At 67.2% G+C, this 17989-nt stretch carries 20 protein-coding genes and 1 pseudogene; 7 read left to right on the forward strand and 14 right to left on the reverse strand.

All coding sequences use genetic code 11. The annotated features are described in order from the left end of the window. From DDE10_RS19705 to DDE10_RS19720, 4 genes and pseudogenes are all read right to left on the reverse strand, one after another. Positions 1-109 (reverse strand): annotated as a pseudogene (locus DDE10_RS19705) (electron transfer flavoprotein subunit beta/FixA family protein); the annotation flags it as partial. A gap of 127 nt (positions 110-236) precedes the next feature. After that, entirely contained in the window at positions 237-1436 is a 1200-nt protein-coding gene (gene sucC, locus DDE10_RS19710) for an ADP-forming succinate--CoA ligase subunit beta (protein ID WP_114954520.1), read from the reverse strand. A 111-nt stretch (positions 1437-1547) separates the two neighbouring features. Next, positions 1548-3107: a pentapeptide repeat-containing protein gene (locus DDE10_RS19715; protein WP_114954521.1), complete on the reverse strand. Its 1560-nt coding sequence runs from the start codon at positions 3105-3107 to the stop codon at positions 1548-1550. A gap of 91 nt (positions 3108-3198) precedes the next feature. Next, positions 3199-3504 carry a hypothetical protein gene (locus DDE10_RS19720; protein ID WP_114954522.1) on the reverse strand — a complete coding sequence of 102 codons (306 nt, stop codon included), beginning with the start codon at positions 3502-3504 and terminating at the stop codon, positions 3199-3201. 226 nt (positions 3505-3730) lie between these two features. Between DDE10_RS19720 and DDE10_RS23605 the strand changes: the two genes are divergently transcribed. Together DDE10_RS23605 and DDE10_RS19725 are read left to right on the forward strand one after the other, a co-directional pair. Then, on the forward strand, positions 3731-4078 hold the full coding sequence (locus tag DDE10_RS23605) for a hypothetical protein (RefSeq protein ID WP_162806750.1): 348 nt from the start codon (positions 3731-3733) through the stop codon (positions 4076-4078). Next, positions 4065-5585 (forward strand): FAD-binding protein, encoded by a 1521-nt coding sequence (locus tag DDE10_RS19725; protein ID WP_162806751.1) that lies wholly within the window; start codon positions 4065-4067, stop codon positions 5583-5585. Before DDE10_RS23605 ends, DDE10_RS19725 begins: the two co-directional genes overlap by 14 nt. Before the next feature lie 9 nt (positions 5586-5594). On the opposite strand, the gene rpoN is transcribed toward DDE10_RS19725, so the two are convergent. From rpoN to DDE10_RS19750, 5 genes are all read right to left on the reverse strand, one after another. Next, complete coding sequence (gene rpoN / locus DDE10_RS19730) at positions 5595-7124, reverse strand: RNA polymerase factor sigma-54 (RefSeq protein ID WP_114954524.1); 1530 nt, start codon at positions 7122-7124, stop codon at positions 5595-5597. A 7-nt stretch (positions 7125-7131) separates the two neighbouring features. Beyond that, entirely contained in the window at positions 7132-7911 is a 780-nt protein-coding gene (lptB, locus tag DDE10_RS19735) for an LPS export ABC transporter ATP-binding protein (protein WP_114954525.1), read from the reverse strand. 193 nt (positions 7912-8104) lie between these two features. After that, complete coding sequence (locus tag DDE10_RS19740) at positions 8105-8644, reverse strand: LptA/OstA family protein (protein WP_114954526.1); 540 nt, start codon at positions 8642-8644, stop codon at positions 8105-8107. Further along, positions 8641-9279 carry an LPS export ABC transporter periplasmic protein LptC gene (locus DDE10_RS19745; protein WP_114954527.1) on the reverse strand — a complete coding sequence of 213 codons (639 nt, stop codon included), beginning with the start codon at positions 9277-9279 and terminating at the stop codon, positions 8641-8643. Before DDE10_RS19745 ends, DDE10_RS19740 begins: the two co-directional genes overlap by 4 nt. After that, positions 9272-9889, reverse strand: a complete 618-nt coding sequence (locus DDE10_RS19750) for a ribonuclease D (RefSeq protein ID WP_114954528.1) — start codon at positions 9887-9889, stop codon at positions 9272-9274. The genes DDE10_RS19745 and DDE10_RS19750 overlap by 8 nt, the downstream gene beginning before the upstream one ends. 182 nt (positions 9890-10071) lie before the next feature. Between DDE10_RS19750 and DDE10_RS19755 the strand changes: the two genes are divergently transcribed. Further along, positions 10072-11022, forward strand: a complete 951-nt coding sequence (locus DDE10_RS19755) for a DUF808 domain-containing protein (RefSeq protein WP_114954529.1) — start codon at positions 10072-10074, stop codon at positions 11020-11022. An 85-nt stretch (positions 11023-11107) separates the two neighbouring features. Here the strand turns inward: DDE10_RS19755 and DDE10_RS19760 are convergent, their stop codons facing one another. After that, entirely contained in the window at positions 11108-11938 is an 831-nt protein-coding gene (locus DDE10_RS19760) for a TerC family protein (protein WP_162806752.1), read from the reverse strand. A 235-nt stretch (positions 11939-12173) separates the two neighbouring features. Here DDE10_RS19760 and DDE10_RS19765 point away from each other — a divergent pair, with 235 nt between their 5' ends. Further along, the gene (locus DDE10_RS19765; protein ID WP_114954531.1) at positions 12174-12947 is read left to right on the forward strand and encodes a cold-shock protein; all 774 of its coding nucleotides are present in this window, start codon (positions 12174-12176) and stop codon (positions 12945-12947) included. Between the two features lie 165 nt (positions 12948-13112). Next, complete coding sequence (locus tag DDE10_RS19770; RefSeq protein WP_162806753.1) at positions 13113-13466, forward strand: hypothetical protein; 354 nt, start codon at positions 13113-13115, stop codon at positions 13464-13466. Between the two features lie 56 nt (positions 13467-13522). Here the strand turns inward: DDE10_RS19770 and DDE10_RS19775 are convergent, their stop codons facing one another. Both DDE10_RS19775 and DDE10_RS19780 read right to left on the reverse strand, forming a co-directional pair. Next, complete coding sequence (locus tag DDE10_RS19775) at positions 13523-15106, reverse strand: cisplatin damage response ATP-dependent DNA ligase (protein WP_114954533.1); 1584 nt, start codon at positions 15104-15106, stop codon at positions 13523-13525. Further along, positions 15106-15510, reverse strand: a complete 405-nt coding sequence (locus DDE10_RS19780) for an alpha/beta hydrolase family protein (protein ID WP_162806754.1) — start codon at positions 15508-15510, stop codon at positions 15106-15108. Before DDE10_RS19780 ends, DDE10_RS19775 begins: the two co-directional genes overlap by 1 nt. Before the next feature lie 111 nt (positions 15511-15621). Between DDE10_RS19780 and DDE10_RS19785 the strand changes: the two genes are divergently transcribed. Then, entirely contained in the window at positions 15622-16461 is an 840-nt protein-coding gene (locus DDE10_RS19785; protein ID WP_114954535.1) for a metallophosphoesterase, read from the forward strand. A 4-nt stretch (positions 16462-16465) separates the two neighbouring features. On the opposite strand, the gene DDE10_RS19790 is transcribed toward DDE10_RS19785, so the two are convergent. Further along, positions 16466-17029 (reverse strand): TMEM165/GDT1 family protein, encoded by a 564-nt coding sequence (locus DDE10_RS19790; RefSeq protein ID WP_114954536.1) that lies wholly within the window; start codon positions 17027-17029, stop codon positions 16466-16468. A gap of 36 nt (positions 17030-17065) precedes the next feature. Next, positions 17066-17389, reverse strand: coding sequence for a hypothetical protein (locus tag DDE10_RS19795; RefSeq protein WP_114954537.1), 324 nt, complete (start codon positions 17387-17389; stop codon positions 17066-17068). A gap of 204 nt (positions 17390-17593) precedes the next feature. Between DDE10_RS19795 and rpmG the strand changes: the two genes are divergently transcribed. Then, complete coding sequence (rpmG, locus tag DDE10_RS19800; protein WP_114954538.1) at positions 17594-17761, forward strand: 50S ribosomal protein L33; 168 nt, start codon at positions 17594-17596, stop codon at positions 17759-17761. Positions 17762-17989 lie beyond the last annotated feature (228 nt).

Genomic DNA, 17989 nt, shown 5'->3' on the forward strand with positions numbered 1-17989 from the left:
GGTTCATGCTCATCTTCACGTTGGCGAGGTCGATCCCCGTGCCGTCCGCCTTCACCCGCGGCTTCACATTATAGTCGATCACACGCTTCACAGCGACCAGAAGCTTCATGTCAAATCTCCAACCGTCACGCCGCAGAAGACCGGCACCCCAGCAGGTTCATCGCGGCTCGGCGCCGCCGACCGGCCCCCGCAAGCGGCGCGACACAGAGGCAGCTACTCTGCCCTTTACGTAAACGTCAACCAGGCTGCTTCACCTGCGCGACGATCTTGCGCGCGGCGTCGCCGAGATCGTCCGCCGGGACGATGGCGAGCCCGCTATCGGCCAGGATGGCCTTGCCCTCTTCGACGTTCGTCCCCTCCAGCCTGACCACCAGCGGGACGTTGAGCTCGACCTCGCGCGCAGCGGCGACGATGCCCTCGGCGATGATGTCGCAGCGCATGATGCCGCCGAAGATGTTGACGAGAATTCCCTTCACTGCCGGATCGGAAAGGATGATCTTGAACGCGGACGTCACCTTCTCCTTCGACGCGCCGCCGCCGACGTCCAGGAAGTTGGCCGGGAAGGCGCCGTTCAGCTTGATGATGTCCATCGTCGCCATGGCAAGGCCGGCGCCGTTGACCATGCAGCCGATATTGCCGTCCAGCTTGATGTAGGCGAGGTCGTGCCTCGACGCTTCGAGCTCCATCGGATCTTCCTCGCTCTCGTCGCGCAGCGATTCGAGATCGGGGTGACGGAATTCGGCGTTCGAATCGAAGCCGACCTTGGCATCGAGCACGAGCAGCCGCCCGTCGTCGGTGACGGCGAGCGGATTGACCTCGATCTGCGACGCATCGGTTCCGACAAAGGCCTCGTAGAGACGGGCAGCGATCTTCTGCGCCTGCTTGGCCAGATCGCCCTCCAGGCGAAGCGCCGAGGCGACTGCGCGGCCGTGATGCGGCATGAAGCCGGTCGCCGGATCGACGGTGAAGGTGCGGATCTTCTCGGGCGTCTCGTGGGCGACGTCCTCGATGTTCATGCCGCCCTCGGTCGAGGCGACGAAGGCGATGCGGCCGGTCTTCCGGTCGACAAGCAAGGCGAGATAGAATTCGCGGGCGATGTCGACACCGTCGGTAACGTAAAGGCGGTTGACCTGCTTGCCCTGCGGCCCGGTCTGGATGGTGACCAGGGTATTGCCCAGCATCTCGGCGGCATGGGCCCGGACTTCCTCCGGGCTGTTGGCGAGGCGGACGCCGCCTTTCGCTTCGGCGCCCAATTCCTTGAAACGGCCCTTGCCGCGGCCGCCGGCGTGAATCTGAGCCTTGACGACGTAAAGCGGGCCGGGGAGCTGACCGGCGGCGGCGACCGCTTCTTCGACGGACATGGCGGCATGGCCCGCCGGCACCGGCACGCCGAACCGGGCGAGCAGTTCCTTGGCCTGATATTCGTGGATGTTCATCGCTGAAAGGAGGTCCCTTGGAGAGAGTCGCGGCGGGCTAAAGCACAGACGCCGGGCGATGAAAAGCATCGCGCGCGGCGGAGCCGGCCGCCGGTGGGGGGCCGACGAAGATCATTGCTCCAGGGATTCGAACATCGAACGCGCCTCTCCCTCGCTGACCGGCACGCGCACCAGCGGCTCGAATCCGGCGCGGGCGCCGCAGCTCGCATAGTCGGCCGCCCGGGGATCGATGCCATCCTGGTCGGCCATCGCCCGGCCCTGCTCATAAACTTCGGCCCTATCGTCGGACAGAAGCAGGACAGGCACCGGCCGGCCCCGCCATGGCGCTGGCTCGTCCGCCGCCGCGTCCCGCGCAGCCGAATACCAGCCGGTGTCAGGGTCAATCCGCAGCCTCTCGGCGCCGAGCGAGCACAGATGCGCGTTGGCGCCCACCGCACTGCCGCGCGCATCGAGGCTCCCATCGGCATTCACGCGGATGGCGACATGAGCCGAGGCGGAACCGATGATCACCGGCAGCAGGCGCCGGTAGAGCGGATCGCTTTGGAAGCCCTCGTCGAAGCCCAGATCCGGAACGACGAACAGGACATGACCGGCGCTGCCCAACCAGTCTGGCCGGAGACGTCCGGCGAGAAAGGCTCGACGAGCGCGGTAGGCTCGGTCGAGGCAGCTGAGCAAGGCATCGCCGGTGCATCGGTCGCGATCGGCCAGCCAAGCGCGCTGGCCGGAGGCGAGCGACGGATCGGCGAGGAGCGCTCGTCTGTAGAGCGAGGCCATATCCTGATCGAGCGCGCGCAGGAAGCCTCCGTCATCGCCGCAGATCGTCCGCTCGACCTCGGTGCCGGCGCGAGCGCAGTCGAACGCGGGCCGTGCAGGCCGCTCCACGTCCCGGGCGTGGGCGAGGAGCGTGCGCAGCTCCTGCGGACGGATCTCCACCGCAGCGTCGCCGCCGCGAACGGTGAGCGGGCCGGCAATATCGGCGGCGGCCAGGGCCTGGAGCTGATGCAAGCCGACCTGCGTCCCGTCGATGCGGGATCCAGTCCAGTCGGCGATCAGCCAATAGCTGTCGATTCGCGCTTCGGTGAGATTGGCGCGGCGAAGACTGATGCGCCGCTCCAGCGGGCAGCCGTCGCCGAGCGTGATGCCGCAGTCGAACCGGAAACGGCTGAGATCGGCGTCGTCCAGGCCGAGATTGTCGAGACTGCCTGCCCAGCCGCCGTCGAGGCGGCCGCCGGAGAGATCGGCCCCGGCGGCGTCGACATCGGTAAGCGTCGCTTCCCGGAGGAGGACCTGCCCGAGGTCGGCACCGGCGAGCCTGGCGCCGCTGAGATCGGCCCGGACAAAGCCGATCCCGGTGGCGTCGGCCCCACGCCAGTCGCTCCGCCCAAGGTCGGTGTCGAGAAAGCAGATATTGTGCAGCGATGCTCCGCGAAAGTCGGCTCCGGCAAAGTGGCCGCCTTTGACGACGATGAGCGCATCGCCGCGATCGGCGCGCAAGCGGAGGAGCGCGTCGGCCGAATTCAGAGTTGCGCCATCCACTTGTCCGGGGAGGTCCGCTTCGTCAGTCCCCTCGTAGAGCGAGCCGAGCGCCGACTGGCAGGTTTGGTCGCCTGCCGCCACGCTGGGTGGCGCCTGAGCCGCGGTCAGCGCGAAAGCGAGGACGAAGCCAAACATGATCCGGTTTCCTGCAGCCGATCCGGGCGGCAGCTTTGCCCGAAAGGACCGGGCATGCCAGCGGAAAGCCCCCTTGGTCGACCGTGCGATGTCAGCCGGCGAGGCCGACGGCGCACAGGGCAGCGGCGCGCGAGGTCACGCTCCAGATCTCCGGATCGCGAAGCGACCGCACCCGGTGAAGGAAGTCCTCGGTAGTCGGCGCGCGCCCGGCCGCCTCGAGATCGGCGAGACGGCGCAGCTGGATCAGCGACAGCCGGTCCACCATCCGCTCGGCCATGCAGCCGGCGAGCGGCTCAGGCAGACCTGCCTCGATGAGGCCGCCACGCAGCCGCGATTCCGGCGTCGCGCAGCCAGCGAGCAGGATGAAAGGCAGGAGCCATGTCGAAGCGCGCGGCATCACCGTCCGTTAATGCGTCGCCCAGCCCCGCGCAATCCGGGGAGTTTCACCTTCTCCGCACATAGTTGCGCTACCGCTAAGAGGTTCCGATTCAGGCTTTTCTCGCAGCATGCCGAGATACCGGGCAAGTGACCCGGCCGTGCGTTGAATAGCGGCAGCGTTGCGGCCGCAGCCTGTTCTTGTGCGTCCTGCGATTCGGAGTCATGTTCGACCCAGGGAGGGGATGATGAGTCGCAATCCCGTCGCACTGGCCGCTGCCGCTTGTCTGCTCTCGGGCTGCGTCACTCACCAGATCATCGTCGCCAACCCCAACCCGACCGACGATCAGCCGGCCGTGGTGGACAGCAATGGCTTCGGCTTCGGCGCCGTTCAGCGCCGCAACGTCGCCGAGTGCGACACCAACCTCCTCGACGAAGTACGGGTGCGGCAGACACTGGCACAGGCGCTGGCGACCGTCCTTACCCTCGGCCTGTGGATGCCGACGCAGATCGAGTATCGCTGCGCCAAGATCCCGTCGACGACCGGCACGATCGGGGCCGGCGAAACCGGCGGAAGCGACGATGCCGGCCGATGAATTCCTGAAGTTCGTCGAAGGTGGCAGCTGGACGAACTTCCACGCCACCGTGACGGTGCCGATCAAGGGCCTGTGGAGGATCCGGAATCCTTCGCCGGCCGCCTCGCTCGACAATATGCGCACAACCGCCCAGCGCCTGCAGCGATTGATCCGTCATGCCATCGATCGGCAGGTTCGACTTCGAGCGGTAGGGTCGCGCTGGTCTTTCTCCGACATCGCCGCGGCCGAGGATGGATGGGCGCTGCAGACCAGCCAGCTCAACCATGATTTCATCGTCGGCCCGGCCCTATGCGACGCCGCCTTCGACGGCGATCCCGCCTCACTCGTCCTCGCCCAGGCGGGCGCATCGGTCGCCGAGATCAACCTCAAGATCGAGAAGCCAAGCCGCCGGCGTTCGTTCAGGACCAGCGGCGCCAGCAACGGCCAGACGATCGGCGGCATGATCGGCACGGGCGTGCACGGGTCGGCTGTCGACATGGGTGCCTTCGAGAGCGAGGTGGTCGGCCTTCAGCTTCTCACCGGCTCCCGAAACCTCTGGCTCGAGAATCCCGATCGGCCGATCATGAGCGCGCAGTTCGCGGCGAAGCTCGACGCCGAGCTGGTGCGCGACCGCTTGCTCTTCAGGGCGGCTCTGGTCGGCCTTGGCGCGCTCGGCATTGTCCATTCGGTCATGCTGCGGACCGTGCCCACTTACCTGCTGCGATCGTACCGGCGGAAGATGGAGTTCGCCGAGGTCGAATTCGCGATGAACAGCCTCAGCTTCGACGGCGTGCCGTTGCCGCGACCAGCGGAGCGCCCCTATTTCTTCCAGGTGGTCGTGCATCCCGACCCGAAGGAAAGAATCGCTTATGTCACCACCCGCTACCGCGAGGAATGCCCGCCCGGCCACCGCATCGATCCGAGCCTGAAATCCGGATACGATATCGGCAACGATCTCCCGGCCCTGTTCAGCAAGCTGGTCGATGCCCTTCCGGCGGTCACCCCGGCCCTGGTGAAGCTCGCCATGGCACAGCAGCTCGCTCCCTTCGAGGACCGCCTGAACAGCCCGGGCGAGGCCTATACCTATACCACGTCCAAGCCGGGCTCCGCCGGGGCCGCGCTCGCCGTGCCCGCCAATCGCCTCTCCGAGGCGCTCGCTTTGGCCCGCCAAGCCTACCAGACGGTACCGGGGACGCCGGCGACCTTCGCCTGCCGCTTCGCAACCGCGTCGCCGGGGCTGCTTTCCTTCGTCCAATATGCGCGGACCTGCATCATCGACATAGACGGAGTGGAGAACAGCAAGACGCGCCGGGTCATGGAAGCCGTCCGCAGCGCCTTCGATGCCAACGATTTTCCCTATTCGCAGCATTGGGGGAAATTGAACGCACTCACCGCCGAGCGCGTGCGCGCAAGCTACGGCGACAAGGTGGATGCCTGGAACCTGGCGCGGGCGACGCTGCTGCCATCGCCGGCCGAGCGCTTCGTCTTCTCCACGCAAACGCTGGAGAAGGCCGGGCTCTGCCAGTGAGAATGGCGGCTACGCCGCTCGCCCGATCGCCTTCTGGCGACGCCGCTGGACCGAGGAGCCGATCCCGATGGCTTCGCGATACTTGGCGACGGTGCGCCGGGCGAGATCGAACCCTTCCGCCCTGAGCAGGTCGACGAGCTGGTCATCCGAGAGGATCTTGCCCGAATCCTCGGCGGAAATCAGCGCTTTGATCCGGCTCTTGACCGCCTCGGCGGAGACGGAATCGCCGCCGCCTTCGGCGCCCGACGCGCGGATGCCGCTGGTGAAGAAATATTTGAGCTCGAACAGGCCGCGCTCGCAGGACATATATTTGTTCGAGGTGACGCGGCTCACCGTCGACTCGTGCATGCCGATGGATTCGGCGACCGAGCGCAAGGTCAGGGGCTTCAGGTGCGAGACTCCGTGGCGGAAGAAGCCCTCCTGCTGGGTCACGATCTCGCTCGCCACCTTGACGATCGTGCGGGCGCGCTGGTCGAGCGCCTTCATCAGCCAATTGGCGCTCTGCAGGCACTCCGAGAGCCAGGCTTTCGACTGGCGATCCTGCGCCCCGCCCGACAACTCGGTATAATAAGTGCGGTTGACGAGCAGCCTGGGGAGCGTCGCGCTGTTGAGCTCGACCGCCCAGCCGACGCCGCGCCGGGCGACGAAGAGGTCCGGGACGATCGCATCCACCCGGTCCGAGGAGGCGAAGCGGCAGCCCGGCTTGGGATCATAGGCGCGAAGCTCGCGGATCATGTCCGCAAGATCCTCGTCGTCGACACCGCAGATCCGCCGAAGCGCGGCGAGATTGCCCTTCGCCAGATAGTCGAGATTGTCGATCAGCCGCGCCATGGCGGGATCGTAGCGGTTCGCGTCCTTCGCCTGCAGCGCAAGGCACTCGGCGAGACTGCGTGCGCCGACACCGGCGGGATCGAAGCCGTGGACGATTTCGATCACCCGCTCGGCGTGCGAGAGAGGAATTCCGAGCCGATCGGCAATGTCGCGCAGCGGAACGAGAAGCCAGCCGGTCTCGTCGATCTGGTCGATAATGGCTTCGGCAATCGCAAGATCCACGCTGCCGAGGCATTCGCCGGCCTGGCGCCGAAGATGATCGTGGAGCGACAGCGCCTCACTGGCGAAGGCATCGAAGTCCGGCGCCTCGTCGAAGCCGCCGCCGCTGCCCGTTCCGCCAAGACCCAGCCCGCCGTCGAGGCCGACGCCGGAATCGACGGCGCTGTCCTGATGGAAGTCCTCGCTGTTCAGGTCGACGTCGAGCGGCGCGTCGGCGATGCCATCGCCGTTCAGGACGAGATCGTCGACGGTGGCCGACTCGTCCCGGTCGGGCGCGGCCGACGCCGTGTCGGCGGGTGGTTCGCCCCCATCCTCGCCCGGCTCGGCGCCGCCTGCCGTTTCGAGCAGAGGGTTCTTCTCGATCTCCTCGGCGATGAAGCTCTCGACCTCGAGATTGGACAGCGCGAGCAGGCGGATGGCCTGCTGCAGCTGCGGCGTCATCACCAGCGATTGCGATTGGCGAATGTCGAGGCGAGGCGCGAGCGACACGGCTGACCTATAGCTCGAAGCTCTCGCCGAGATAGAGACGGCGGACGTTGGGATCGCGAACCAGTTCCTCCGGCGCGCCGGCGAACAGGACCTGTCCACCATAGATGATGCAAGCGCGGTCGACGATGTCGAGCGTCTCCCGGACATTGTGATCGGTGATGAGAACGCCGATGTCCCGCTTCTTCAGCTCGCCGATCAGGTCGCGAATGTCCTGGATCGAGATGGGGTCGATCCCGGCGAAGGGCTCGTCCAGCAGCATGATCGATGGATTGGCGGCGAGCGCGCGGGCGATCTCGCAGCGGCGGCGCTCGCCGCCGGAGAGCGCCATGGCCGGAGCGTCGCGAAGGTCTCCGATGTGGAATTCCGCCAGAAGCTGCTCGAGGCGATCCGCACGGGCCCGGCGATCCGGTTCGGCGACCTCGAGCACCGCCATGATGTTCTGGGACACCGTGAGACCGCGGAAGATCGATGTCTCCTGCGGAAGATAGCCGAGCCCGAGAATCGCCCGACGATACATGGGGAGGCCGGTAATGTCCTGCCCGTCGAGCAGGATACGGCCGCTGTCGGGCTTCACCAGGCCCATGATCGAATAGAAGCAGGTGGTCTTGCCGGCGCCGTTGGGACCAAGGAGGCCGACCACCTCGCCGCGGTCCACCCCGAGCGACACGTCCGTCAAAACCGCCTTTTTATCATAGGATTTCGCGATCGAGATGACGGAGAGGCCGCGCGAAAGCTCACCCACCGCCGCCTGGACGTCGGGTCGGTCGATGGCGAGAGTCTCGTTCATGCATGCTCCGCCGGAGCAACCCGTTCGAGGCGGGCCGTCCCGATTGTCAATCGCATTGCGAGCCGAATTCGGACCACCCCTCTCCGGCGCAATGCCTATCCCCTTGCGCTAGTTAGGCGATCGCGTGCGCCGTCTCAACCGGCAAGACTCTTGCATGGCCGAAGTGGCGGAAGCCGCTTGCGAAACGCGCCAATCAGTTGTCGCGGCGGGGCACGGTGAAGCGGCCCGTCACCCGCCCGCCGGTCTGCTGGGTGCCGGGAGCGCCGGCCGTACCCCCGTCCATCACGGCACGGCCGCTGTCGAGATCGAGGACGAGCCGACCACCGCGCACCTGCGATTCGCCGCGATCGAGGCTGACGCCACCGATCATCGTCACGATCCGCCGATTGAGATCATAGATGGCGAACTGGCTCCGCGCCGTCTCGGACGGGCTGCGCAGAACGACACCGCCGCTCGCTTCGAGCCGCTGGATCTCGATGCCGTCCGCATTGGCATAGGCGACGGTCAGGCGCGCCGTGCTGAGCTGCAGATTGCCTTGGCGGACCTCGACACTACCGCTGAATATGGCGCGGTCGGCGCGATCCTGGACCTCGATGCGATCCGCCGCGACGTCGACCGGCGCGTCGGTGTCGTGCCCCTTGAGCGCCGACCCGCCTTCCTGCCCTATGGCGGCGGATGCGGTGGCAATGGCGATCGCCAGAGCGGCACCGGCGGCGAGCTTGATCCGTCTCATCCGACCGCACCTTGCACGATGTGGACCCGGGCGCGGCCGCTCAGCACAGCGCGGCGTTCCGGAAGGTCGACCTGGAGGCGCTGCGCGGAAAAACGGCCCAGCGGCATCTGACCGTCGACCGGCCCCTGGCTGGCGAGGGTACGCGCGCGAAGGTCGACGACCACATCGCGCGTGCGCATCCGATAGCCGTCGGAGGCGGCGAAGAGGATCGGGCCGTCGACCGCGACCTTGCTGGTGTCCATATTGTAGCGCGCCCGCTCCGCGACGAGGCGCGCGGGCCCGTCGTCGAGCAGAATCTGAGCGCTCATGTCGCGGATATGGACGATCGGCACCGAAGAACTCTGCTGAAGGGCGGCGCGGGCATTCAATACGAACGGCCGGCCCCGGCTGTCCTGGCCGCGATACTGGGCGGACTGAATCCGCATCCGTTCTTCGGCGTGCTCGACCTTGTCCTTGTCGAGGATGAAGCTCACCTCCTGCTTCTCCTCGAGCGGGGCGAAGGCAAGAAAGGCAAGAACGACGCCGATCGCCGCGGGCAGGGCGACCTTCAGCAGCCGGATCATGCGGTCGTGGGCTCCCCCGGGCGCCGCCCATCCCCGCTTGAAGATCCTGTCCCGCTCGGCGAGATCAGACATGGGCGAAGATATCCTGTTCGGCCCAGCCCGCAAGGTCGAGGATCGCCCGATGCGGCAGGAATTCGAAACAGGCCTGCGCGAGCGCCGTCCGCCGCTCGCGCTCGAGCCGCTCATCGAGCTTCGCCTTCAGAGCGTGGAGATAGCGCACGTCGGAGGCGGCATAATCCTTCTGAGCATCGGAGAGTTCCGGCCCACCCCAGTCGGTCTGCTGCTGCTGCTTGGAGATCTCTTGCCCGAGCAACTCCTTGACGAGGTCCTTGAGCCCGTGCCGGTCGGTATAGGTGCGCACCAGGCGCGAGGCCGTCTTGGTACAATATACCGGCGCCGCGACGATGCCGAGATAGGCGCGGATAGAGGCGAGGTCGAAGCGAGCGAAATGGTAGAGCTTCACACGCTCGGGATCCCCGAGCACCGCCTTGAGATTGGGCGCGTCGTAGCGACTGCCGGGCCCGAAACGAACGAGATGCTCGTCGCCGCGGCCGTCGGCGATCTGGACGACGCACAGCCGGTCGCGCCCTAGCTGCAGGCCCATCGTCTCGGTGTCGACGGCGACTGGACCGGGACCGAGCACGTCGGCCGGCAGGTCCTCTTCGTGAAAATGTACGGTCATCTGCTAGCCCGCATAAGGCGAAGCGCCTGAACGCTCAATGCACATCGGGCATCGGCGGCCAGATCGCCGCGGCAGGAGCATCGGCAAGAGGGTGGCGCCGCACCTTTGTTCCAGCCGGGGTTGATTGCGAGATTGAACCCGGTCCACAGAAAACGCCCGACCAGCCAGGAAAGCCCCCCCTCATGCCCGGAGGCCTCGCCGCTCTTCTCGACGACGTTACCGCGATCGCCAAGCTGACGGCCGCGTCAGTTGACGATATCGGCCTCGCCGCCAGCCGCGCCGGCATGAAGGCCGCCGGGGTCGTGGTAGACGACACGGCCGTCACGCCGCGTTACGTCACCGGCTTCACGCCGGATCGCGAGCTGCCCATCATCTGGCGCATCGCCAAGGGCTCGCTGCGCAACAAGTTGCTCATCATCCTGCCCATCGCCCTGCTGCTGAGCGCCCTGCTTCCCTGGGCGATCACGCCGCTGCTGATGCTCGGCGGCGCCTATCTTTGCTACGAAGGGGCGGAAAAGGTCTGGCATGCCTTCACCCATGAGAAGAGCAGCCTCGCCGAGGTGGCCACCGAGCTCAACAGCGAGGAGCATGAACGCTCGATGGTGTCGGGCGCGATCCGCACCGACTTCATCCTGTCCGCCGAGATCATGGCGATCGCACTGGCCGAGGTCGCAACGGAGCCGTTTGCGATGCGCGCCGGCATCCTCGCTCTGGTCGCCGTCGCGATCACCATCGGCGTCTATGGCGTGGTCGGGCTGATCGTGAAGATGGACGATATCGGCCTTCATCTCGCCGAGCGGCCCGACCCCGGATCGCGCGCACTGGGGCGCCTGCTCGTTCGAGCCATGCCGAAGGTGATGGCGGCGCTTTCCGTGATCGGAATCGCGGCGATGATCTGGGTCGGCGGCGGCATCGTCGTCCATGGGCTCGCCGCATTCGGTGTCGGCGCCGTGGAGCATGCGATCCATGACGCCGCCGTGGCGGTGGGTCACGCGCTGCCGGCGGCCCACGCCGTGGTCGAATGGATCGTCACCGCCGCCGGAGCCGGGCTGGTCGGGCTGGCGCTCGGCGCGCTGATCGTGGCGGTCCATCACGCCGTCGCCGCTGCGCGCGGCAAGGACGCCGCCCACTAGGCACAGGCGTTCCCGGCTCGATCTGTGCGCCGGAACGAGCACCGCCGAGCACGCCGGCCACGCAACCCTTCCGGCGGCAACTCGATCACCCCCCGGAGGCGTCCGAGCGATCCCCGGCCATGTCGACATCCCTCGCCGCGGCCTCGCGGCGGAGGCGTCGGTTGCGCGCTACCATGTTCAGGCCCTCGACGAGCGCCGAGAAGGCCATGGCCGCATAGATATAGCCCTTCGGCACGTGGACGCCGAAGCCGTCCGCGATCAGCACCGCTCCGATCATCAGAAGGAAGCCCAGGGCGAGCATCACTACCGTCGGATTGCGGTTGATGAACTCGGCGAGTGGATTGGCCGCGAGCAGCATCACCACGACGGCGAACACGACGGCGATGACCATGATGGGCAGGTGCTCGGTCATGCCGACGGCGGTCAGGATCGAATCGATCGAGAAGACGATGTCGAGAAGGAGGATCTGGAAAATCGCGGCGCCGAACCCGATCGCCGCGCGAGACGTGTCGAACACGTCCGCGGTCGGCGCCGGATCGACATTGTGGTGGATTTCCTTCGTTGCCTTCCAGACCAGGAACAGGCCGCCCGCGATCAGGATCAGGTCGCGCCAGGAAAAGCTGGTCTCGAAGCTCGGCCGGCCATGGGCGTCGAGCGGCCCCTGAAGTCCGAAATCGACGACCGACGCAGTGAGGCCGACCAGCCAGGCGATCGCCGACAGCAGTGCCAGGCGCATGATCAGCGCCAGGCTGATGCCGATCCGTCGCGCCTTCGCGCGTTGCGCTTCGGGCAGTTTGTTCGACAGAATGGAGATGAAGATGAGATTGTCGATGCCGAGCACCACCTCCATCACGATCAAGGTGACGAGCGCAGCCCACGCTTCGGGCTGGCCGAGAATGGCGAGAGAGTCGATCATGATTTCCCCGAACCGCTGGACTTGCCGCGCCATGCATGAAGTGTGGCTTCCGAGCAATGGATCGTGCTCTTACGGTCGCGTCTGTTGACGCCGAGGGAAAAGCACTCGCAGAGCCCGTCTTTTTCGGGTATAGGATTCGCTCGCGCGCCGGCTGTCCGGCGTGAAGGCCTTTGCGCGTTCTGCCCAGCGCGGTGGTTCTGACAGGGGATTGGGCGCTGGAAAGTAACTGAAGCAGATGGGTTTCGACAGAGGGCGCCGCGGCGAGCGCGGTGGGCGCGGCAGAGACAAGCGCGATTTCATCGGTGAGGAAGGTCCGGGTCAGGACCGGTTCGGCGGCGGCGGCGACCGATTCGGTGGTGGCGGCGGCTATGGCGGCGGCGGCGACCGTTTCGGCGGTGGCGGCGGTGGCTATGGCGGGCCTCGCGGCGGCGGTGGCGGCGGCTATGGTGGGCCACGCGGCGGCGGTGGTGGCGGCGGCGGCTTCGGCGGCCCGCGCGGCGGCGGCGGAATGCCCCCGCAGGTCGTCGGCGAAGGCCGTGGCATCGTCAAATTCTTCAACGCGCAGAAGGGCTTCGGCTTCATCGTGCGCGATGACGGCGGCGAGGACGTCTTCGTGCACATTTCCGCGGTCGAGCAGGCCGGCCTGACAGGCCTGGCCGAAGGGCAGCCGCTCGAGTTCACGCTCGTGGATCGCGGCGGCCGCGTCTCGGCGACCGATCTCAAGATCGAGGGCGAGCCGCTCCCGGTCGAGGATAGCGGGCCGCGCGAGCGCGGGCCGCAGCGTCAGCTGACCGGCGAGAAGGCCACCGGCACGGTGAAGTTCTTCAACGCCACCAAGGGCTTCGGCTTCATTACGCGCGACGATGGCCAGCCCGACGCGTTCGTGCACATTTCCGCCGTGGAGCGGGCTGGAATGATCTCGCTGAACGAAGGCGATCGCATCGAGTTCGAACTCGAGGTCGATCGGCGCGGCAAGACCGCGGCGGTGAACCTGGTTCCGATCCAGTAACGCTGCTTCGGCAGCGGACGAAGTTGAAGGCCGGCAGCGATGCCGGCCTTTTTCGTCGTGCGTCCGGTTCGGTTCGCACTTTCCTGGTCCCGCCCGTCGACACAGGCATGCTTTTCGTCGCGTAAACCATTTCCTCTGAACCATCCTCCATATTTGCCGTTCTACATGGCAGACATGGAAAGCCTTCTCATCGCCCTGTTCGTCGCGACGGCGCCGGCGGCCGTCCCGGCCGAAGACGGCGATCCGGCCGCGCTCGACCTGCGCTGCTTCCGGCTGATGGCTGCGCTTTCGGACGAGGAGGATCCACGGCTGAGGTCGATGGGCCGGGTGGCGGCGCAATATTTCCTCGGACGGATCGACGCGGCGGCACCGGGCTTCGATGTCGCCAATGCCGGTGCCGATGCCGGCGGAGACCGCGCCCGCCTTCTGCGCCGATGCGGCGAAGTGATGAGCCGCGGTGGACGGGACTTCCGAGCCATTGGCGAGGCCCTCGCGCCGACCGGCGGGCCTGCCATCTAGCCTCGTCTCGCGAGTCCGGGGTTCCAACCGTCCCACGGGCCTCGCAGCCAGACGTCTCAGGTTACCATCCGCCGCAAGGTCTCGATCGTGTCGGCTTCCTCGGCCGGCTTGTCCCGGCGGATCCGCGACACCCGGGGAAAGCGCATCGCCAATCCCGATTTGTGGCGTTTGCTGAGATGAACCGAATCGAAGGCGACCTCGAGCACGAGCTTCTTCTCCACCTCGCGCACCGGTCCGAACCGTTGCACCGTGTGGTTGCGGACGAAGCGATCCAGCCACATCAGTTCCTCGTCGGTAAAGCCGAAATAGGCCTTGCCGACCGGCAGCAGCTCGCCCGTCTCGCTCCAGCAGCCGAACGTGTAATCGGAATAATATGAGGAGCGCTTTCCGCTGCCGCGGGCGGCATACATCAGGACGCAGTCGACATTGAGCGGATCGCGCTTCCATTTGTACCAGAGCCCCACGCGTCGTCCGGGCACATATTGGCTATCCCGACGCTTGAGCATCACTCCTTCGATCGCCGCGTCGCGCGTCCCGCCCCGGATCTCCTCCAGCGCCTCGAAGCTTTCCGCCTCGATCAACGACGAAAGATCGAACCGCTCTGGGTCGAGCTGGGCGACCAATGATTCGAGGCGGGTCCGACGCTCGCTCCACGGGGACATTCGGACGTCTTCCCGTCCGTCGATCAGCACGTCGTAAAGGCGAACGAACGCCGGATAATCCGCAAGCATCCGGGCCGATACCGTCTTGCGGCCGAGACGCTGCTGGAGGGCGTTGAAGCTGCCCGCCTCGCCCCCCTGAAACTCGCCCCTGACGAGGAGTTCACCATCGAGGACGCCCTCTCGATCGAACGCGGCGGCGACGTCGGGGAAGCTGCGGGTGATATCGTCGCCGGCTCGGCTGTAGAGCCTTGTCTCGCCGCCGGCGTGAACCAGTTGGACCCGGATCCCGTCCCACTTCCACTCGGCGGCATATTCGTCCATCGACACCCGCACATCCTCGAGCGGGTGGGCGAGCATGAACGGCCGGAACACCGGGACATCCTCCGCCGTCGGCTGCGGCCCGCGCCCCTCCGCCCAATCGAAAAGCGCCTGGTAGGGCGGGCCGATCCCGTGCCACACCTCCTCGACCGCATCGACGTCGAGGCCGAAAGCCTGAGCCAGCGCGACCTTGGCGAGACGGGCCGAGATGCCGATCCTGAGCTCTCCGGTGGCCAGCTTGAGCAAGGCGAACCGACCACTCGCATCGAGATGGTCGAGCATCCCGGCCAGCGCTCCCGGCGCCTCCGACCGGCCGAGGGCCGAGAGTCGCTCGACGACGCGGCCGATCCCGAGTGTGCCATCGTCGAGATCCGCGCCGCGATCGACCGGCTTCGGCCACAGCAGGGCGGCGGTCTCGGCGAGATCGCCCACATAATCCCAGCTCATGTGGAACAGGGTCGGATCAATCCTTTCCTCGACGATGGCGCGGACCGCCGCCCCCTTTACCGCCGGAAGACTGAGCTCTCCGGTGAGTGCGGCGAGCGCATAGCCGCGATCCGGGTCCGGGGTGCGGCGCAGATAGTCGCCGATCAGCTTCAGCTTGGTGCTGCGCGAGCGCGTGTAGACGAGCGCATCGAGAAGCTGCGAAAAGGCTCGCATCAGCGGCCCCGTGCCATGGGAGCAGGCGGCGCCAGCGGCTCGGTCCGTAAGTCACCGAGCGTGCGCGGGGACAGGGCGCGGACCTGCTCGCGATAGTGATCGGTCCATCCCGTCCCGACCGCGGCATGGCCGAAGCCGGGTAGGAGCCACAGCGCCTTGGTTCCCGCCGCCGCTGCGTGAAGCGCACGTGTCTCGGCAGCCGGAGTGCTGTGACCGCCGGTTCCGCCGACGACGAGCACGGGCGCAGGGAAATGCGAGATCGCACGAGCCGGTGCGAGCCGGGCGGGACCGACTCCAGGTCTCATCCAGGATTGATGGCTCAGCATGGGTTCGCCGAGATAAGCGAGCAGATGGCCGATCCGTTGCGCCAGCCGGTTGAAGATCGCCGAGCGTAAGTTCCTCACCGGACGGAAGCCTAGCGTCTCGCGCGCTCGGCGGAAGCCGCGTTGGCGCCGAGGCATGGAGCGGCGGTTCACGGTTTCCACTTTGCCGCGCGATGCTCTAGCTGAGCCGCCGTGCCCCTGTTCACGATCCGCCGCCTCCTCCTGTTGCTGCTGGTAGCCGTCCTCGCCTTCGTCGCCTGGTGCTATCGCAACGCCACCGCCCGCCCCGTCATCCGCGAGGCGTCGGTCATGCTGCCCCGGTGGCCGGCGGGTCAGCCGCCGATCCGCCTGCTACTGCTGTCCGACGTCCATGTCGCCGCCCCAGACATGACTCCATCGCGCCTCGCCGAGATCGTGTGGCAGATCGAGGCCGCCAGCCCCGACATCGTGCTCATCGCCGGAGATCTGGTGAGCGACCGGCGGATCGCGACCGGCCATTACTCCCTGAGGCAGGCGGTGGCGCCCTTCGAACGGTTGCGGCCCCGCCTCGGGGTCTTCGCCGTCCTCGGGAACCACGATCATTGGCGCGACTCACGCGAGGCCACCGAAGCGCTGGAGGCCGTCGGCGTGCGGCTGCTCGACAACGAGGCGGTTCGCGCCGGGCCCCTGGCGATCGGCGGCCTGGACGATGCCTTCACCGGTCATGACGATCTCCAGGCGACGCTGGAAGCGATGAGCCGCGCCGGCGGCGCCCGGGTCCTGCTCAGCCACAGCCCCGATCCATTCGCCGAATTGCCGAGCGGCACCGGGCTGATGCTGGCCGGCCATACCCATTGCGGGCAGATCCGGCTGCCGCTGTACGGCGCGATCAGCACCATGTCCGACCATGGCGAGCGCTATGCCTGCGGCCGCGTCGACGAGAGGGACAACAGCCTCATCGTCACCTCGGGAGTAGGTACCAGCATCATGCCGCTCCGGCTCGGCGCTCCGCCGGACATGTGGCTGATCACCGTCGGGCCGGAGGCCCGCTGACCGATCAGGCCAGGCGAAGCGCGTGCACCGCGACGATGAAGCCGGCGACAAGGAAAAGGATGGCGCCGGCGATCCGGATCGCGCGAAGCGGCACCGCAGCCCTCAGCTTGTCGCCGAGAAAGGCCGCGGGGACGGCCGCGGCGAAGATGGCCGCCGTCGCACCGCAGGCCGCCAGGGCCGGCGAGTCGAACCGGCCGGCCACAGCGAATGTGATGAACTGGGTCCGGTCTCCCATTTCCGCGGCGAGGCAGAGCAGGAGCGCGGCAAGCAGGACGGGGGTCCGCGCCGATCCGATCGAAGGGGTTCCGCGCCTGAAGAGACCCGCCACCCCGGCGAAGAGCAGCGCCAGCGCGACCATCAGGCTCATCGCGCGGATGGTGATGGTGGCACCGACGAGAGCACCGGCGAAGGCCGCCACCGCCGCGCTCACCGTCGCGGCCACAAGGAGGCCGGCAAGGACGAGACCCGGCCTGCCCGAGCGGGCGGCGAGCAGGGCGACGATGAGCTGGGTCTTGTCGCCCCATTCGGCGATGAAGGCGGCGACGAAGGCGGTGACGAGCGCGTCCATGCAGGGGATGCCGGAGGCGCCTTGGCGCCGGTCCGATCAGCCGGCGAGGCGCACGGAGACCGAGGCGAGCAGCGCCTCGCCGGCGGCATCGTCGAGGCGCTCGCAGCCGATCGCGTCCCGCAGCCGTTCGAAATAGAGGCCGGCAGGGCAGCCTCGCGGCTGTGAGAGGATAGCCCGCTCGAAGGCGTCGGCGAGCGCGACGACCGGGACGAGGCCATAGGCCGAAGCGAGGATACGGATCGTCCCGAGACGCTGGGCGAAATCGCGGACGGTGAGGCCCTGGGCGCTGCTCTGCAGCCGCTCGAGCCGATCGGCGAGGTCCGCCCGTACCACCAGCATCCCGTCATGGTCCCAGCGCATGGCTTGCTCCTTCAGCGCCCGTCCGCGAAGGATGCCCCATTCCGGTTACAGTCGCGTTAACCGGCGCCGAATGGGGGTGCCGCCGGATGAAGGGCGGGACCGCTGCCCTTGACAGAATCGCGGGGTCAGGGCAGAGGCGGCGCGCACGAGGGCGGCGCCAGCGCCGCTTTATTTTTTTGCACATCCAATTCGAAAGAGGCTGTCATGGCCAAGCCGACCACGGTGAAGATCAAGCTCGTCAGCACCGCCGACACGGGCTTCTATTACGTCACCAAGAAGAATCCTCGGAACATCACCGAGAAGATGAGCTTCCGCAAATACGATCCGGTCGCGCGCAAGCACGTCGAGTTCAAGGAAGCCAAGATCAAGTGATCCGGCCGGCCGGGTCACCGGCCGCCCGTCAACCCGGACGCTCCATCTTGTCCGTTTCATCTTCCTGAGCCTCGCCGGCCGCCGCGCCGTCGGGGCTTTCTCCATTTTCGCTGACCGACGGCAGCGCCTCGGGAGAGGGGAGAGCTTCGGGCTCCGCTTCGACGGCCCCGGCTTCGGACTGCACTTCGACCGCACCGTCGGCGTCAGGCGCCGATTCGGCAATGACCG

Origin of the sequence: Sphingosinicella terrae, assembly GCF_003347635.1 — a bacterium.
In the GTDB taxonomy this organism is placed as follows: domain Bacteria; phylum Pseudomonadota; class Alphaproteobacteria; order Sphingomonadales; family Sphingomonadaceae; genus Allosphingosinicella; species Allosphingosinicella terrae.

Excerpts from the sequence above, each read along its gene's own strand:
- rpmG (WP_114954538.1), top strand. The coding sequence starts at position 17,594 with ATGGCCAAGCCGACCACGGTGAAGATCAAGCTCGTCAGCACCGCCGAC.
- sucC (WP_114954520.1), bottom strand. The coding sequence starts at position 1,436 with ATGAACATCCACGAATATCAGGCCAAGGAACTGCTCGCCCGGTTCGGC.
- DDE10_RS19765 (WP_114954531.1), top strand. The coding sequence starts at position 12,174 with ATGGGTTTCGACAGAGGGCGCCGCGGCGAGCGCGGTGGGCGCGGCAGA.
- DDE10_RS19760 (WP_162806752.1), bottom strand. The coding sequence starts at position 11,938 with ATGATCGACTCTCTCGCCATTCTCGGCCAGCCCGAAGCGTGGGCTGCG.
- DDE10_RS23605 (WP_162806750.1), top strand. The coding sequence starts at position 3,731 with ATGAGTCGCAATCCCGTCGCACTGGCCGCTGCCGCTTGTCTGCTCTCG.
- lptB (WP_114954525.1), bottom strand. The coding sequence starts at position 7,911 with ATGAACGAGACTCTCGCCATCGACCGACCCGACGTCCAGGCGGCGGTG.
- DDE10_RS19770 (WP_162806753.1), top strand. The coding sequence starts at position 13,113 with ATGGCAGACATGGAAAGCCTTCTCATCGCCCTGTTCGTCGCGACGGCG.
- DDE10_RS19725 (WP_162806751.1), top strand. The coding sequence starts at position 4,065 with ATGCCGGCCGATGAATTCCTGAAGTTCGTCGAAGGTGGCAGCTGGACG.
- DDE10_RS19790 (WP_114954536.1), bottom strand. The coding sequence starts at position 17,029 with ATGGACGCGCTCGTCACCGCCTTCGTCGCCGCCTTCATCGCCGAATGG.
- DDE10_RS19755 (WP_114954529.1), top strand. The coding sequence starts at position 10,072 with ATGCCCGGAGGCCTCGCCGCTCTTCTCGACGACGTTACCGCGATCGCC.
- DDE10_RS19715 (WP_114954521.1), bottom strand. The coding sequence starts at position 3,107 with ATGTTTGGCTTCGTCCTCGCTTTCGCGCTGACCGCGGCTCAGGCGCCA.
- DDE10_RS19720 (WP_114954522.1), bottom strand. The coding sequence starts at position 3,504 with ATGCCGCGCGCTTCGACATGGCTCCTGCCTTTCATCCTGCTCGCTGGC.
- DDE10_RS19745 (WP_114954527.1), bottom strand. The coding sequence starts at position 9,279 with ATGTCTGATCTCGCCGAGCGGGACAGGATCTTCAAGCGGGGATGGGCG.
- DDE10_RS19740 (WP_114954526.1), bottom strand. The coding sequence starts at position 8,644 with ATGAGACGGATCAAGCTCGCCGCCGGTGCCGCTCTGGCGATCGCCATT.
- DDE10_RS19750 (WP_114954528.1), bottom strand. The coding sequence starts at position 9,889 with ATGACCGTACATTTTCACGAAGAGGACCTGCCGGCCGACGTGCTCGGT.
- DDE10_RS19795 (WP_114954537.1), bottom strand. The coding sequence starts at position 17,389 with ATGCGCTGGGACCATGACGGGATGCTGGTGGTACGGGCGGACCTCGCC.
- DDE10_RS19775 (WP_114954533.1), bottom strand. The coding sequence starts at position 15,106 with ATGCGAGCCTTTTCGCAGCTTCTCGATGCGCTCGTCTACACGCGCTCG.